At 64.1% G+C, this 15,814-nt stretch carries 17 protein-coding genes; 8 read left to right on the top strand and 9 right to left on the bottom strand.

Annotation, left to right across the window (positions count from 1 at the left end):
* Positions 1-157 precede the first annotated feature (157 nt).
* Genes E4K65_RS12205 through madL form a run of 3 tightly spaced genes read right to left on the bottom strand, consistent with a single transcriptional unit; the run spans position 158 to position 2,040 of the window.
* Positions 158-844 (bottom strand): GntR family transcriptional regulator, encoded by a 687-nt coding sequence (locus E4K65_RS12205; protein WP_135174358.1) that lies wholly within the window; start codon positions 842-844, stop codon positions 158-160.
* The gene (gene madM / locus E4K65_RS12200) at positions 845-1,609 is read right to left on the bottom strand and encodes a malonate transporter subunit MadM (RefSeq protein WP_135174357.1); all 765 of its coding nucleotides are present in this window, start codon (positions 1,607-1,609) and stop codon (positions 845-847) included.
* Positions 1,606-2,040, bottom strand: a complete 435-nt coding sequence (madL, locus tag E4K65_RS12195; RefSeq protein ID WP_027549116.1) for a malonate transporter subunit MadL — start codon at positions 2,038-2,040, stop codon at positions 1,606-1,608. Before madL ends, madM begins: the two co-directional genes overlap by 4 nt.
* A gap of 193 nt (positions 2,041-2,233) precedes the next feature.
* On the opposite strand from madL, the gene mdcA reads away from it, so the two are divergent.
* From mdcA to E4K65_RS12160, 7 genes are read left to right on the top strand one after another with little or no spacing between them, the layout of a single operon-like run.
* Complete coding sequence (mdcA, locus tag E4K65_RS12190; RefSeq protein ID WP_027549115.1) at positions 2,234-3,880, top strand: malonate decarboxylase subunit alpha; 1,647 nt, start codon at positions 2,234-2,236, stop codon at positions 3,878-3,880.
* 10 nt (positions 3,881-3,890) lie between these two features.
* Positions 3,891-4,208, top strand: a complete 318-nt coding sequence (gene mdcC / locus E4K65_RS12185) for a malonate decarboxylase acyl carrier protein (RefSeq protein WP_135174356.1) — start codon at positions 3,891-3,893, stop codon at positions 4,206-4,208.
* A complete protein-coding gene (locus E4K65_RS12180) occupies positions 4,205-5,119 on the top strand; it encodes a biotin-independent malonate decarboxylase subunit beta (RefSeq protein WP_135174355.1) in 915 nt (304 codons plus the stop codon). Before mdcC ends, E4K65_RS12180 begins: the two co-directional genes overlap by 4 nt.
* Positions 5,106-5,846, top strand: a complete 741-nt coding sequence (gene mdcE / locus E4K65_RS12175) for a biotin-independent malonate decarboxylase subunit gamma (RefSeq protein ID WP_135174354.1) — start codon at positions 5,106-5,108, stop codon at positions 5,844-5,846. The genes E4K65_RS12180 and mdcE overlap by 14 nt, the downstream gene beginning before the upstream one ends.
* Entirely contained in the window at positions 5,839-6,486 is a 648-nt protein-coding gene (mdcG, locus tag E4K65_RS12170) for a malonate decarboxylase holo-[acyl-carrier-protein] synthase (protein WP_135174353.1), read from the top strand. The genes mdcE and mdcG overlap by 8 nt, the downstream gene beginning before the upstream one ends.
* The gene (gene mdcB / locus E4K65_RS12165; protein WP_135174352.1) at positions 6,483-7,331 is read left to right on the top strand and encodes a triphosphoribosyl-dephospho-CoA synthase MdcB; all 849 of its coding nucleotides are present in this window, start codon (positions 6,483-6,485) and stop codon (positions 7,329-7,331) included. Before mdcG ends, mdcB begins: the two co-directional genes overlap by 4 nt.
* Positions 7,331-8,257, top strand: a complete 927-nt coding sequence (locus tag E4K65_RS12160) for an acyltransferase domain-containing protein (RefSeq protein WP_135174351.1) — start codon at positions 7,331-7,333, stop codon at positions 8,255-8,257. Before mdcB ends, E4K65_RS12160 begins: the two co-directional genes overlap by 1 nt.
* Positions 8,258-8,263: 6 nt before the next feature.
* Here E4K65_RS12160 and E4K65_RS12155 read toward each other — a convergent pair whose 3' ends face one another.
* The 6 genes from E4K65_RS12155 to E4K65_RS12130 form a co-directional block, all read right to left on the bottom strand.
* Positions 8,264-9,355, bottom strand: a complete 1,092-nt coding sequence (locus E4K65_RS12155; RefSeq protein WP_135174350.1) for an ABC transporter ATP-binding protein — start codon at positions 9,353-9,355, stop codon at positions 8,264-8,266.
* Positions 9,356-9,371: 16 nt separating this feature from the next.
* Positions 9,372-11,069: an ABC transporter permease gene (locus E4K65_RS12150; RefSeq protein WP_235885589.1), complete on the bottom strand. Its 1,698-nt coding sequence runs from the start codon at positions 11,067-11,069 to the stop codon at positions 9,372-9,374.
* A 74-nt stretch (positions 11,070-11,143) separates the two neighbouring features.
* Positions 11,144-12,154 carry an ABC transporter substrate-binding protein gene (locus tag E4K65_RS12145; protein ID WP_235885588.1) on the bottom strand — a complete coding sequence of 337 codons (1,011 nt, stop codon included), beginning with the start codon at positions 12,152-12,154 and terminating at the stop codon, positions 11,144-11,146.
* Between the two features lie 58 nt (positions 12,155-12,212).
* On the bottom strand, positions 12,213-12,626 hold the full coding sequence (locus E4K65_RS12140; protein ID WP_135174347.1) for a Rieske (2Fe-2S) protein: 414 nt from the start codon (positions 12,624-12,626) through the stop codon (positions 12,213-12,215).
* Positions 12,626-13,729, bottom strand: a complete 1,104-nt coding sequence (locus tag E4K65_RS12135; protein WP_135174346.1) for an amidohydrolase family protein — start codon at positions 13,727-13,729, stop codon at positions 12,626-12,628. The genes E4K65_RS12140 and E4K65_RS12135 overlap by 1 nt, the downstream gene beginning before the upstream one ends.
* Positions 13,726-14,853: an amidohydrolase family protein gene (locus tag E4K65_RS12130; protein WP_235885587.1), complete on the bottom strand. Its 1,128-nt coding sequence runs from the start codon at positions 14,851-14,853 to the stop codon at positions 13,726-13,728. Before E4K65_RS12130 ends, E4K65_RS12135 begins: the two co-directional genes overlap by 4 nt.
* A gap of 161 nt (positions 14,854-15,014) precedes the next feature.
* Between E4K65_RS12130 and E4K65_RS12125 the strand changes: the two genes are divergently transcribed.
* The gene (locus tag E4K65_RS12125; protein ID WP_025576577.1) at positions 15,015-15,518 is read left to right on the top strand and encodes a MarR family winged helix-turn-helix transcriptional regulator; all 504 of its coding nucleotides are present in this window, start codon (positions 15,015-15,017) and stop codon (positions 15,516-15,518) included.
* Positions 15,519-15,814 lie beyond the last annotated feature (296 nt).

Below are 15,814 nucleotides of genomic sequence, written 5' to 3'. Positions count from 1 at the left end.
GGGCGGTTGCCCCAGGCAGCATGGGACATCACGCTCGGCGCGATGCGAGCGCGGCGCGCTCGATCAGACAGAATTAGGTACGCGACCTTGCCAATAGTCCGGGCCTGCGGCCGCCGGATGCGGTCAAGCTATCGGCCCGATCGCGCGATCAGGCGACTCAGCCGAGGCGATCATCGATGTAGCGCCTGAGCGCGGACGCGGCATTCAGCATGTGCGCACGCATTCGGCGCGCTGCGGTCTCTCCGTCGCCTTCTGCGATCGCCTGCATGATGGCATCATGCTCGTCGCGGGACTTGCGAATGCGATCGCCCTGGCGCAATTGGGTGCGGCGGAAGGCGCTGAGCCGCGAACGCACGTCCTGCGCCTGCTCGGCGAGAAACGAGTTGTGCGTTGCCCGGTAGATGCATTCGTGGAATTCCCGGTTGAACGCGTCATAGGCATCGACGTCGTTCGCCTCGACCATCGCGAGCGAGCCTTCGTGAAGCTCGATCAGGTGGCTGCGTTCGAGCGGGGTCATGCGGTAGGTCGCAAGCCGAACGCACATCGCCTCGACCTCGGCGCTGGTCTCGAACATGTCCATGATGCGCTCCGGCGTCATCCGCGCAACGACGAGGCCGCGGCGGCCGCGCACCTCGACGAGGCCGCTGACCACGAGCTGGCGAAGCGCCTCCCGCACCGGCGTGCGGGAAGCTCCAAAGCGATCGGCAAGCAGCTGCTCTTCCAGGGCGGAACCGGCGACGAGTGCGCCTGAGGCGATCTCGTCAGTGAGCGCGTTGCGGATGCGATCGGAGAGCAGCCCGCCATCGTCTTCCGCGCCGACTGCGACCTTCAGTACTTCTGCCATTCAGCCTCCCGTGATCGCACGCACCGCGAAGTAAAGGATCGAGGGGGCGACCAGGCACCCGAGCCCGGTGTGAAATGTCGCCGTCAGCGCACCGTAGGGCACCAGACGCCGGTCCGTCGCGGCCAGCCCTCCGGACACGCCGCTGACCGTTCCCATCAAGCCGCCAAACACCATTGCACTGCGCGGATTGTTGAGGCCGATCATCTTCGCCACGAAGGGCGTTCCGATCATGACGATCACCGCCTTGAATACACCGGTCGCGATCGAGAGCGCAATAACCGGCGAAGATGCGCCGATCGCAGCCCCCGTGACCGGGCCGACGATGTAGGTCACCGCGCCGGCACCGATCGTCGTCATCGAGATGGCATCGGTGTAGCCGAACGCGGCGGCAACGAACACGCCCAGAATGAACGGGACGACAGTCCCCAGCCCGAGCGCGACCGCACCGATCGCCCCGGCCTTGCGCGCATGAACGACATCGACCTCGAAGGCGGTGGCGACGATGGCGAAATCCCGCAGCATCGCTCCGCCCATCAGGCCGATCCCGGTCAGCGCCGGCAGGTCGGCGACGCCCTTTTCGCCGCCAGTGGCGATGCCGCCGAAAAAGGCCAGCACGAGACCCAGCATGATCGCGATCGCCGAGCCGTGGATGCGTCCGAAGGTGAGGTATTTCGAGATCGCCCCGGAGACCCACATCAGGATCCCGACCGCCGCGAAAGCGGTGAGCAGCGAGTTTGCAGCAAGAATGTGCGATATCATCGTCATCCGATCCTCCCGGACTTGAAGTGGGGCACAGTCGCCTCGAGCGCCTCTCGCGCCTCGATCTCGTCCATGGTCTCGACGCGGCCGCTGAGCCGGCCGATCAGGGCCACCATCGCGAAACACACGGCGACCGCGCCGATCCCCGCGATGACGACGATGGGACCGCCTTTGGCCGCAGCGACGACGTTCTGCTGCGCCGCCATGGCGACCACGATGGGAATGTAGAAGCTGCCCCAGAACTCCACGCCGGTCTTGAGACCGTGGCTGAGAAGGCCGCGCCGCACCAGCCAGAGCCGTGCGGCGATCAGAAACATCATCGCAATGCCGACGCCGCCGACATTGGCCTTAACGCCGAGGGCGATGCCGAGCAGGTCTCCCAGGAAGACCCCCAACAAGGTGCAGATGGAGAGCAGCGCGACGCCGGAAACAGTCACGGGCGCCTCCCCTGAGCGAATGGAGCTCCGGTCACGCGACTTGGGCACTTTGCATGCATTCGCATCATGAATCTCCTCCTGTGTATGCGAATATCCATCGCTTATGGACTTGCGTATACACTAATTGACATTCAAGCGCAATACGCATACACTCGAAGCCAATGGAAGCAATCTCGCATGCCAAGGAGCCGAGATGAGCAATTGGGGTATGCAAAAGGCCGCTCTGGGAGAGCGCCTGACAGCCGGCCGGCGGCACGCGAAGGGTAAGATCGTTCCGCTCCCGAGCCTGCCCGCGTTTCTCGCGGCCGTGATCCGATCAGGCGACCGGGTGTGCCTCGAGGGCGACAATCAGAAGCAGGCCGACCTCCTCGCCGCGGCGCTCGCCAACCTCGACCCCGCTGAGATCAGCGACCTGCACATGGTCCAGTCCGGCGTGGTCCTGCCCGCCCATCTCGACATCTTCGAGAAAGGCATCGCGCGGCGGCTCGACTTCTCCTATTCGGGCCCGCAATCGGCGCGCATCGCGCGCATGCTGTTTGGCCGCAAGATCGAGCTCGGCGCGGTCCATACCTATCTCGAGCTGTTCGCCCGCTACTTCATCGATCTCACGCCGAACGTCGCCCTGATCGCCGCAGTGAGCGCCGACAAGGACGGCAATCTCTACACAGGCCCGAACACCGAAGACACGCCGACCGTCGTCGAGGCGACGAGTTACAAGAACGGCCTCGTCGTGGCGCAGGTTACCGAGATCGTCGACAAGGTGCCGCGCGTCGATATTCCCGGCGACCTCGTGCATTTCGTGGTCGAAGCCGGCCGTCCCTTCTATGTCGAACCGCTCTTCACCCGCGACCCCGCCGCCATCACCGAGACCCAGATCCTGACGGCGATGCTCGCCATCAAGGGCATCTATGCGCCCTATGGCGTGCGCCGGCTCAATCACGGCATCGGCTTCAACACCGCCGCGATCGAGCTGTTGTTGCCGACCTATGGCGAGAAGCTCGGCCTCAAGGGCAAGGTCTGCACGCATTTCGCGCTCAATCCGCATCCGACGCTGATTCCGGCGATCGAATCCGGCTGGGTCGACCAGATCCATTGCTTCGGCTCGGAGGTCGGCATGGAGGACTATGTCGCCGCGCGCTCCGACATCTTCTTCACGGGGCCCGACGGCTCGCTGCGGTCCAACCGCGCCTTCTGCCAGACGGCCGGCCTCTATGCCTGCGACATGTTCATCGGATCGACACTCCAGATCGATCTCGAGGGCCACAGCTCGACGGTGACGACGAGCCGCATCGCAGGGTTCGGCGGCGCGCCCAACATGGGATCCGATCCGCGCGGCCGCCGCCACCCGAGCGAACCCTGGCTCAAGGCCGGTGCCGAGGCAGCGCCCGATGCCGCCCCCGCCCTGCGCCGCGGCCGCAAGCTCGTGGTGCAGATCGGCGAGACCTTCGGCGAGCGCAATGCTCCGCTCTTCGTCGAGCGGCTGGATGCGCTCGAGCTGGCGCGCGAGCTCAAGCTCGATCTCGCGCCGGTGATGGTCTACTCGGACGACGTGACCCACATCGTCACCGAGGAAGGCATCGCCAACCTCCTGATGTGCCGCAGCAAGGACGAGCGCGAGCAGGCGATCCGCGGCGTCGCCGGATACACCGACATCGGGCGCGCGCGCGATGCTAAGCTGGTCGAGCAGCTCAGGCAACGCGGCGTGATCCGGCGTCCCGAGGATCTCGGCATCGATCCGCTCGATGCCGACCGCCGCCTGCTGGCCGCGCGCTCGATCAAGGACCTCATGCTGGCCTCCGGCGGCCTCTACCGTCCGCCCAGCCGCTTCCGCAACTGGTGAGGAATTTTGCATGGAAAAGCTCAGCTTCAGACTGACCGCAGCCAGATCCGCCGGCGGCTCCCGCGCGCAGGCGATCGTCGGCGTCGTCGCCTCCGGCAATCTCGAGGTCCTGCTGGAACGCGCCTCGCCTACCGACACGTGCACGATCGATATCGCAACCGCAGCCCATGGCTTCGGCGCAGTGTGGGACGCCGTGGTCCGCGATTTCGTCGCCCGCCGCCCTGCCGGCGGCCTGCGCATCTCCATCAATGACGGCGGAGCCCGGCCGGACACGGTCGCGCTGCGCCTTGCGCAAGGCGTCCGCAAGATCGAGGAGCCGGAACGATGACACAGGTCGCAGCCAACAATGTTTCGCTGAGCTGGTACGAGGCGAGCGCCCGACAGCGCATCGACGCGCTGGTCGATGCCGGCAGCTTTTGCGAATACATCGGCCCCGAACTGCGCGAGATCAGCCCGCATCTTTCGATCTTCGACCTGCCGGAACAGTTCGACGACGGCATCGTCATCGGGCATGGCCGCCTGGACGGCACGCCGGTGCTCATCGCCGCCCAGGAAGGACGCTTCATGGGCGGCGCCTTCGGCGAAGTCCACGGCGCCAAGCTCACGGGGCTATTGCGCGCCGCGCGCGCCCTTCGTCAGGACGTGCTGATCCTGTTCGACACCGGCGGCGTGCGGCTTCAGGAAGCCAATGCCGGCGAGCTCGCGATCGCAGAAATCATGCGCGCGGTGATCGAGGTGCGGCGTACGGGCGTCAGCGTCGTCGGACTGATTGGCGGCCGCGCCGGATGCTATGGCGGCGGCAGCCTGATCGCCGGCACCTGCTCGCGCCTGATCGTGTCCGAGCAGGGCCGGATCAGCGTCAGCGGCCCCGAGGTGATCGAGACCAACAGAGGCATCGAGGAGTTCGACTCGCGCGACCGCGCGCTGGTGTGGCGCACCATGGGCGGCAAGCACCGCTATCTCATCGGCGGCGCCGACACGTTCGTCGACGACGAGGCGCTGGCGTTTCGCCAGGCGGCGATCGACGCGCTCAAGATCAAGCGTGGCTGCGACACCAACGTTCTCGAAGCCGAGCAGAATCGCCTGGAGCGCCGGCTGCAGCGTTTCGGCGAAGCCGAGGACGCCGTCGATATCTGGCAGACGCTTGGTATCGACGCGCCGACCGAGATCCCCGCGCTTCCGACCGACGCGTTTCTGCGCGCGGCAAAGAGAAGGGAGAACGCCGATGACGCTCGATGATATCCTGGCCGGCCTGTTCCCGAACGGCCACGACATCGAGGCCATCGGCTCAATAGTTGCTGGAAGGGCGATCCTGCCTGACGGAGGACTGATCCACCTACTCGGCATCACGCGAGGACGGCCCCTCGGCGCGAACGAAGCCATTGTGCTCGCGGGGCGCGTGATCGATATCGTCAAGTCAGGCGACCGTGCGCCGATCCTGGTCCTGGTGGATTCTGCCAGCCAGCGCATGAGCAAGCGCGACGAGCTGCTGGGCCTCAGCGAGTATCTGTCGCATCTTGCCAAGGCCCTGCTGATGGCGGAAGCCGAGGGACATCGCACCGTCGGCCTGCTCTATGGCGGCAGCGCGGCCGGTGCGTTCATCGCCACTGCTCTTGCCACCGGTACGCTGGTGGCACTTCCCGGCGCGCATCCCGCCGTGATGGATCTGCCGTCGATGGCGCGGGTCACCAAGCTTTCGATTGACGTGCTGAAGGCCAAGGCGGAAGCGACGCCCGTGTTCGCGCCCGGGCTCGACAATATGGTGCAGACCGGCGGCATTCACGTCGTCTGGGATGAAACCTCGCCCCTGGCGCCGCAGCTTGCGGCCGTGCTGGAGCGGCCTGCAGGACAGGATGATCGTGGCCGGCTAGGCGCAGAGCGTGGCGGACGCCGGAAGTCGGCCGAGATCGCCGATCGGGTCGTCGCGCTCGCCGCGGTCGCGCAGCGGGGCGCGCAACATGGCTGAAGCGCTCGCACGTCACACGATGGTGAAGGCATCTGTAGCCGGATGGGCTGTCGTGATGAGCCGCCATCCCGAACTCGCCAGCGAACCGACCATCGACGGCTGGGCGCGCGCTGGCCATCCCCTCATCGTTCGCCGGCCGGCTTGCAGCGATGCTGCCGGCATGATTCCGCTCGGCCTGCCGCTGCCGCCCAGCCACGGCAAACGGCGCATCGCGCTCGCGCTCGCGCCCGCCGACATCATCGCATCCGCCGCGCCGCCAACCTTGGCCGATGCGGCCGCCGCGGCGCCTGCACACTGGCAGGAGACGATCGGCCTGCTGCTCCAGCTTCTGCCGGAGACCCTCACCTTCGGCAGCCTGGCCTGGCAGCACCTCACCGGCCTGCCCTATCTTTCCGACAGTTCGGACCTCGATCTGCTCTGGCCGCTGTCGCCGGCAAGGCACGCCGACACTCTGCCGTCGGACATCGGCCGGATCGCGAAGCAGGCTCCGATGCGGCTGGACGGCGAGATCGTTGGTCGCACGGGAGGGGTCCAATGGCGCGAGCTCATCGGAGCTGACGAGGATGAAGTCCTCGTGAAAGGCCCCGCCGGCGTCATCAGCACGACGCGCGCCGCATTTCTGTCGGGGAATCTGTCGTGAACGTCGCGCTGAGATGGCAATCGACACCTGCCAACGCGCTCGATGCGGAGCAGCTCGGCGATCTGGCGTCGCTTTGCCTGAAGCTCGAAGTTGAAACCCATCCGAAACCGGGGCTCGTCAGCCATGTCGACAATGGCGCGCACAGCGACATGGACGCCGAGCTCTTGTGCCGCAGCGCCGACACCTTGAGGCCATTCCTCCGTGATCTGGCGCTTGCCGGAGCCGAGGGCGCCGGCATGAGCCGCCTGCGCGCGATCGGGGTCGCCGCAGAGCGCGCCATGCTCGCGGAAACCGGAGGCGTCAACACGCATCGCGGCGCGATCTTCGGACTGGGTCTGCTCTGCGCCGCGGCCGGATATCGCGGTGCGCTCGGCATTCGCAAATCGCTTGGCGATCTGGTGTCGCGGCGCTGGGGCGAAGACATCCTTTCGGGTCCCATATCCTTGCGCAGCCACGGCGCCATGGCCTCGCGGCGTTACGGTGCCGGCGGCGCCAGGGCGGAAGCGGCGTGCGGCTTCCCATCGGTCTACGAGATCGCCCTGCCCGCCCTGCGTGCTGCACGAAAGCTCGCGCCCTGCGATGAGGAAGCAGTCCGCGTTCAGACCTGCATGACGCTCATCGCTGATGTCACCGACACCAACCTCCTGCATCGCGGCGGAGAGGAGGGATTGCATTTCGCGCAGGCCGGCGCATCCGCATTTCTTGCCGCCGGAGGCGTCGGACGTCGCGGCTGGCGCGAGCGAGCCATCGACATTCATCACGCGTTCGTGGCGCGCAATCTCAGTCCCGGCGGTTCGGCGGATCTGCTGGCCATGGCCCTCTTCGTCGATCGGCTGGCCCCCTGATGCTTGCCCTGCTCTGCGGTGGACAAGGCACCCTCTCGGACAAGATCTTCGATCTGGCCGCCGATCAGCCTGCCGCAGAGCCCGTTTTCACCGCGGCGACTGCGTGTCTCGGCGAGGATCCACGGGAGTTCGTCCGGACGCACAGCGCAGACGAGCTGTCCGCCAACCATGTCAGCCAGATCCTGACCGTCACATCGACGCTCGCGATCCATGCCTGCATTGCCGATCTCCTGACCGAACCTACGGCCGTCACCGGCTACAGCGTCGGCGAGATGACCGCCTGGAGCATTGCAGGGATATGGACCGCAGATGAAGCCTTGCGACTAACGGCTGTTCGCGCGCGCCTGATGGACAGCGTCGCCGGACCCGACGGCCGTCTCGGCTATGTCCGCGGGCTCGACCCGGCCGCGCTCGAACGCCTGCTCGGAAAGCATCGCTGCGAGATCGCGATCAGGAACCCCGATCGTCTCGTTGTCGTCGGAGGCGCCGAGCAGGACGTGATCGACCTCTGCCAGGAAGCGGCCCGACAAGGCGCCATGCGCACAGGTCTTCTCGCCGTGAGAATCGCGTCGCACACGCGGCAGCTCGAACAGGCCTGCCGCCCCTTCCAACTGACCCTCGACGCCAGCACACGCTCCGCCATCGCAAATCAGCGAGTCTTGCTCGCCGGAGGCGACGGCGAGCGCATCTTCTCTGCCAGCAATGCAACAGCAAAGCTCGCCTGCCAGGTGGCGCGCCCGATCGACTGGTCGGCGACGCTGGAAGCGCTTGCGGAGCTCGGCGTCAGCAGGGTGCTCGATCTCGGTCCAGGGCATGCACTCGCCGAGATGATGCAGGCTTTCCTTCCCTCCGTCCGCTGCTACGCGGCGGACGGATTTCGCACGATAGGTGGTTTGCGAGATTGGTTACAATCGCGTTCGTCTTGAACATGATTACCCGACGGCCCAAGCCGCGTGCCGAGGAACGACCACCGTCACATTGTCGCCGACCGAATAGCCGCCAAAGGCGGGAGCATCGACATTGAGGCGACCGTCCTCGATCTCCACCACGATCGACCTTGTCGGGCCACGGAAGATCGTGTGGGCGATCCGGCCCGACCATCGCAGCCCATCCTTGTCGGTGCCGGCGGGCGCAATCCTGATGTCTTCCGGCCGCACCATCACCGTGACGGTTTGTCCCGGCTGCACTTCGGTTGCAGCCTCGCATCGGCCCTGCCAACCGTGCCCGACGACATCAAGCTGAACCCGACCTCCCTCCAGGCGCGCGCATGCCTCCACACTGGCGTCAAGGAGATTTGGGTTGCCGAAGAATCCCGCGACCGTGCGATTGGCCGGGTAGCGGTAAATGTCCTCGGGGGCACCAACCTGCTGGATTCGTCCCCAATCCATCACGACCACGCGGTCGGACAGCGCCATCGCCTCCGACTGGTCATGCGTGACATACAGGGTCGTCATGCCGAGCCGTCGCTGGATCGCGCGGAACTCGTCGCCCATCTGCAACCGCAACTTGGCGTCGAGATTGCTCAGCGGCTCGTCGAGAAGAAGCACCTTCGGCTCGAACACAAGCGCCCGCGCAATGGCTACGCGTTGTTGCTGACCGCCCGACAGAGCCGGCGCAGGGCGCTCGGAGAAGCCTTCCATTTCGACGAGACGCAACGACCTTGAAACCAGATCCCGGATTTCGGCCAAGGGACGACGGCGCACCCGCAATGGATATGCAACGTTCTCGAAAACCGTCATATGCGGCCAGATCGCGTAGGACTGGAAAACCATACCGAGGCGTCGCCGCTCCGATGGAACGAACACGCCCGAAGCCGCGTCGCTGACCACCTCGTTCCCGAGGCTGATCCGGCCACTGGTATTCTGTTCAAGGCCTGCGACCATCCGCAAAGTGGTTGTCTTGCCGCAGCCGGACGGCCCGAGCAGCGTCACGAACTCGCCTTCAGCGACGCGAAGATCAATCTCGTTCACGGCCGCGAACTCGCCGAACTTCCGGCTGACTTTCTCCAGGACGACATTTGACATCAGACACCCAATCCAGTCACAAGGCGCCAATCCATCGCTTGATGACGCGGAGCTGCACCCATCTGAAAACGATCACCATGGCCATCATGATGAGACCGATCACGCTCACCTGTTCCGCGCTGCCGTTGGCCCAGAGTTTCAGGAGCACGACCGACAGAACTTCCGAGCCAACGGAATAGAGCAACACCGAGGCGCTCAACTCGCGCATGATTCCGAAGAAGATCAGGACCCAGCCCACCGCAAAGGAGGGCCAGACCAGCGCGATCATGATGCGCCACATCGTCTGCAGCCAGCCCGCCCCGTGCACGCGCGAGCATTCCTCGAGGTCGTAGGACAACTGACCGTAGGCGCTGGACATGACGCGCACCGAGAGCGGCGTTCCGAGCGAGATGTAGGCGAGCAGCAGTGCCCAGATCGTCCCATAGATCGGAATGGCATGGGGCAGCAGCGCGAATCCCCACAGGAAGCCCACGCCCAGCACAATGCCCGGCATCATCCAGGGCAACCACGCCATTGCGTCGATCAGACGACGTCCGCGCCATTTGGTCCTGACCGAGACATAGGCGACGATACCGCCGAGCAGCATGGTCAGCGTAGCGCCGACAAGACCCAACAGCATGGTATTGCCAAAGGCCCGCCAGAACTCACTGCTGCCCGCTACCGCCTGATAATGCTCGAGCGTCAGCATCTCCCATTCGTAGAAGCCGAAGAACTTGAAGAAGGATCCGATCAGAAGCTGGCTCACCGGCAGCACCACCGTGACGGCGAAGAACAGCGCGCAAAAGGCGAACGTCGCCCAGCGCCATCTGCCGAGCTTCATGACCGCGGGCGAATAGCCCTTCCCCGTCACGGTCTGGAAACTGCGGCCGCGCAGGATGCGCCACTGCATCAAGATGATCAGGAACATCAGCGCCATGATCACGAAGCTTATCGCGGTGGCATATTGATATTGCGGTGGCGAGCGCTGGTTGATGGAGTCGTAGATATCAGTCGTGATGACGTGGATGCCGGCAGGCGAGCCGAAGAACAGCGGTGACTCGAAATTCTCGATTCCCCTGATGAAGCTGAGGATCGCGGCCCCGGTCAGCGCCGGCAGCATCAGTTGAAGCGTGACGGTGTAGAAGGTCCGCAATCGGGTGGCGCCGCACATCCGCGCGGCTTCCTCAAGGCTCGGGTCCATCGCCCGAAAGGCGTCGACGATCAGCAGGAAGAGAAACGGCACCGAATACTGCATCATGTGCCAGACGACGCCGCCATAGGAATAGACGTTGATCGGCGACGCGGTCGATCCGGTGATCCACTGGTAGAGCTGGTTCAACAGTCCGACCTGCGGATTGCCCAGCATGCCCCAGGCCATCGCGGTGAGGATCGGCGGAATGAAGAACGGCAGCGTGACCAGTACCTCCAGCGTTCCGCGAAACGGCGTGTCAGTCCTCGCCAGAATCCAGGCGAGCAGGACGGCCAGGATCAGCGACGGGATCGTCTTGGCCAGCGCGATGCCGACGGTATTGAGCAGCGTGAGCAGATTTTGCTGCGAAGCGATGTCGCGGTAGCCGTCGAGCGTGAAGACGCCGGCAACGCCCGGCGGCGTCGAATGCAGGCTCCCATAGAGCAGCATCGACAGCGGGTAGACCGACAGAAAGGCGAGAACGAGCGCAAGCAGCGTCAGCCCGACGACGCGGCTGGCCGGAGCGCCGTTGAGGAATCGCCGCACGTGAGGTAGCCGCGACCGCGCTGTTACGATATCGGCTATGCGGTCGTCGGCCGAAAGAGCCATCTGCCAGCGCCTCAGGGGTAAAGTTTCTTGGCCAGCGACATCATGTCCGGCCGTTCGGACAATTTCGCCATGCCCATCAGCCTGGCGTTGGCATAAGGCTGCGCGTCAGGATCGGCGCGCTCGGCCGCGCCCTTCACGACCGGAAGCATCCAGGCGTTGGCGTAAAGCGCCTGGGAGTCGAGGTTGAGGAAATGCTGCATGAAGAGGCGTGCCGCATTGGCATGCGAGGCGTTCTTCAGGATCGCGAGATCCATCTGGGCATAGGGCGCTCCCTCCTGCGGCACGATCACCTTCACGGGCAGGCCCTTGAGATCGGAGGCAAAGGCGAACACCTGCGTGATGTAGATCGGATATTCCCCCCGGGCGACGCGGCGAGCGTCGTTGCGCATATCGCGGCTGAAGACGGGTTTCTGCTCGGCCAGCTTTTCGTTGAACTCGGCGCCCATGTTGTTCTGGAGCACCGCGAACAAGGTGTTGCCGCTGCCGAGCGGACGCATGTCGTCGGACAGCAGCTTGCCCTTCCACTTCGGCGAATTCAGATCGTTCCAGCTCTTGGGAACGTCGTCGCCCTTGACAAGCCGTGTGTTGATCAAAATTCCCATCGGCTGGACGTAGGCGGGAACGCTGTGTTCGGTGGCCTTGAACGGCGGCCGCAGGTTCGCGGCATTCGGGACCGGCGGCAGTTTCTGGATGAAATCGCCGTTCTTGAGCTGCTCCTCGATCATGGTCGTGGTGACCATTTCGACATCGCCAAGATACCGTCCCGCCGATTGCTCGGTCCGGATGCGTTCGACCAGTTCGCTGGCGCGCAAATCGAGGCTCTCGACGGCGATGCCGTATTCCTTTTCGAACGATTTGACGACCGCCGTGAAGTAAGGCGCGCCGAGCGCCATATTGTAGACGACGACCTTGCCTTCCTTCTTGGCCGCGGCGACGACAGAATCCCAGGATGCATCCTGAGCCGACGCCGGCAATGCGAAACCGGCCGCCAGGACAGCGAGGGCAATTCTCTTCAGCTTCAAGAACACTTCATCCTCCACGCGGTTTCTTATTTTGCCGATCGACCGCATCGATCAGGTGTCAGACTTCGATCACCACATATTGCTTCTCGATCACGACCGGGAACGTTTCGGCCTGAAGCTCGCCTTCGACGAGGGCCCCGCCCGGTTCTACCTTGAGGTCGTAGCTTCGAACCTTGGTGCGATCGGGCTCGCACCAGGATTTTCCGGTCCTTAAGTCGAACTCCCAGCCGTGCCAGGGGCAGCGCAACAGTTCGCCGCGCCGGCTGAACTGGTAGGACCCTGGCTCGCTGGATTCCACCAGACCGACGATGCGCCCCTTGCACAGGGATGCGCCCTCGTGCGGACAACGGTTGCTGACGGCGAAAAACTCCCCGCCGATATTGAAGATGCCAATTTCCCGCCCTCCCACCTTCACCAGCATGCGCTGGCCGGCAGGAATGTCATCGACGGTTGCAACGACGTGCCGCGCCATCACGGCAGCCCGTAGAACGCCTGCGCGTTCCCATAGAGAAGCTGGTCGCGCTGCGCTTCGCTGAGGTTGGCGCGGAAGGCGTAGCGCGGATCGTCAAAGTCCCAATGCGGGTAGTCGGTCGAGAACAGCAAACGATCCCAGCCGATCCGGTCGAACAGATCGATCAGTTGCGCGGCAGTTCCGGGCTCTTCCATCGGCTGGGTCGTGAACCACACCTGTTCCCGGATATATTCCGACGGCGGCCGTTTCAGGTGCGGCACCTCGCTGCGCAGGCGCGACCAGTGCTTGTCCATGCGCGCGGTCAGCGAGGGGATCCAGCCGAGCCCGCCTTCCATGATCACGACGCGGAGTTGCGGAAAGCGCTCGAACACGCCCTCGAACACCAGGCTGGTCAGGATCGCCTGCATGGTTTCCGCCACCGTATTGTGCTCTTCCATGTAGTAGGACGCCCAGCCTCCGCCGGTAGAAGGATGGCCATTGGTGCCGCCGACATGGATGGCGATCGGCAGATTGCTGCGCACCGCCGCCTCGAAAATCGGCCAGTAGCGGCGGCGGCCGAAGGGTTCGTCGGTCTTCGGCAATACCAGAATCTGGGTAAAGTTCGGATCGCCGGCCCGCGCGTCGATCTCGGCGACCGAAGCGCCGGTGTCCTCCTGCGCGATCAGGACCGATGCCCGCAGACGCGGCTCGTTCTTCACCCAGCGCTCGACCTGCCAGGTGTTCATGGCCTGCGTCAGCGCCACGCCGAAATCCAGATTGCGCTGGCTGCCAGGGTTCCAGCGCAGCGGGATCAACATGCCGGTCTCGACCCCGTTGGGATCGAGATGCTGCGTGCGCATCAACTCGAGGCTTGAGCCCGGCGGACCGCCCTCCTCGGGATAGGCATCGACCCGCGCCGCATCCGGCGACATCCGCGGATGCGACAGTGCCTCGGAAAACGCGTGGCGCAAATGGCTGCCATAGACCGAGAGGTGATCGATCCATTGCTTGGCAAGATACGGATGAACCTCGGTCCAGGAAGTCATCGCGGGATGGATATCGCAATCGATGATCCGAAGCCTGGATCTGGCGGCGCCGCTTCGCTCGAGTTCGACGATGCTCATACGGCAATCTCCATGGCTCGATCGGCCTTCACCAGCCGCGGGTAGGTCGCAAGCGCATTGTCACTGACGATCTTGCGCAACAGGCTTGCGGAAAGCCCATCCGGCAACGCCGCATCGCCGTCGAACTGCCAGTGCGGATAATCCGTCGAGAACAGGAATAGCTCGTCCGATCGCAGGTGATCGATCAGGCGCAGGATCGCCGCCGCCTCGTCGGTTGCGTCGATCGGCTGGACCGTGAAGCGAACGTGCTCGCGAACGATCTCCGATGGCGCGCGCGTCACCCAGGGGACTTCGGCGCGGACCCCTTTCCAGGTCTTGTCGGCGCGCCAGGCAAAGCCGCTCAGCCAGGTCAGTCCGGATTCGATCGCGACCACCTTGAGTCCGGGGAATTTGGCGAACACGCCTTCGGAGATCATGCTCTGCAACTGATTCTCGAAGGCGGCTGATTGCGACACATAGTCTTCGACGAAATAGGACGGCCATCCAACCGCGGTGGGCGCATAGCGGTAGGCGCTGCCGGCGTGAATTCCGACCGGCAGGCCATGCTTCTCTGCCAGACGATAGATCGGCCACAATTGCCGCCGGCCGAGGGTAACTTCGCCCGATACCAGCATCAGCACCTGCACGAACCGCATGTCGTCCGCGCGCCGTTCGATCTCGGCGACGGCGTGTTCGGTGCTATGGGCCGCGATCACGATGGAAGCGCGCAACCGGGGATCGCGGCTCAGCCATTCATCGCGAATCCAGTCGTTGGTCGCCCGGCAGAACACCGCCGCCATGTCCCCGCTATGCATGACCTGGGCGCCGTAGAGGCAGTTGAGGATTCCAAACCGCTGCTGGTAGCGGTCCAGCACATGTTCCTGCATCGCCTGCAGCGAGGCACCCGGCTTCTCGCCATCCGCGAGCTTCCAGTCGGGACGGCACGACAACGGCGCGTTCTGCGGATAGCTGGTGAGAGCGAGATTGAGCCGATCAAGCGCGCGAACGGACACCATTTCGCGCCAATATTCGTCGAGATACGGCAGCAGCACATTCATGCCAGGCACGGCCGGATGAAGATCGCAGTCGATCGCACCCGCGTACCTGCCCGGGCCCTTTGCATTGGCCATCTCGCCGTCTGCCATGAATACCACCCTGATGCGTCGCCGGTTCTTGGTCAGCACTTGTGCCGGCGTCGGTTTTATGTTGATGCATCAATAAATGACATGTCAAGCAATTTGAGGTAGATCAATGCTGCGGGAACCGCGGCATTTTAGGTTGGCCGAGTTGCCGGGAGAATCCATCGATGCCTTCGACCAAGCAACTGACGGTCAACGATGCGCCGCCGAAACGTCCGCAACACTACGGCATCCTGGCGCAGGAGCACGTTGCAATGCTGGTATCGAATATCGGCGCGCGGCTGCTCCGCGGCACAACGGCCTATTATCGCAGCGCCTTTGACCTGAGCCTGACGGAATGGCGCATACTGATGGTGCTCAACAGCACCCAGTCGCTCAATGTCGGCGAGCTGTCGGGGGCGGCCGATCTGGACAAGGCGGCCGTGAGCCGCAGCCTCGTCTTGCTCGAGGAACGCAAACTGATTTCGGTCGAGCAGACGCGAACCCGTGGCCGCGCCGCGTTCGCCAAGCTGACGGCCGAAGGACGGAAGCTGTCCGAAAAATTGCTGGAGATCTCGCGTGAGCGCGAGACGCGACTATTGCAGAGCTTCAGCCCTGCCGACCGGGAGCATTTGAAAGCGCTGCTTCAGCAGTTGTCGCAGGCCTTGGCCGGCGTCGATTGGGATCGCTAGTTCACGACCCGTCGCGACGTCGTCCCGAGCCAGCCTCTCACGCTCCAATCCATCGCGACGCCGGACTGAATACGGGCGACTTCAAATCGGCCGTCAGTCGTGTTGTCAGAATGATTTGTCGGAACGAAATCCGACGATTCGTACTAAATTACTGAGATTGTTTGGAGCGGGTGAAGGGAATCGAACCCTCGTATTCAGCTTGGAAGTCGGGAAATCCTGCAGTGCTCTTAGCGGCCGTTCTGACATTTTCGGCATTTTGGGCCCATTGAGATCGTTACGGAATTTCTCGTTGTCAG

The organism is Bradyrhizobium niftali (genome assembly GCF_004571025.1).
Classification (GTDB): Bacteria; Pseudomonadota; Alphaproteobacteria; order Rhizobiales; family Xanthobacteraceae; genus Bradyrhizobium; species Bradyrhizobium niftali.
The sequence above is the reverse complement of the archived record's forward strand: the minus strand, read 5'-3'. Positions and strand labels throughout refer to the sequence as shown.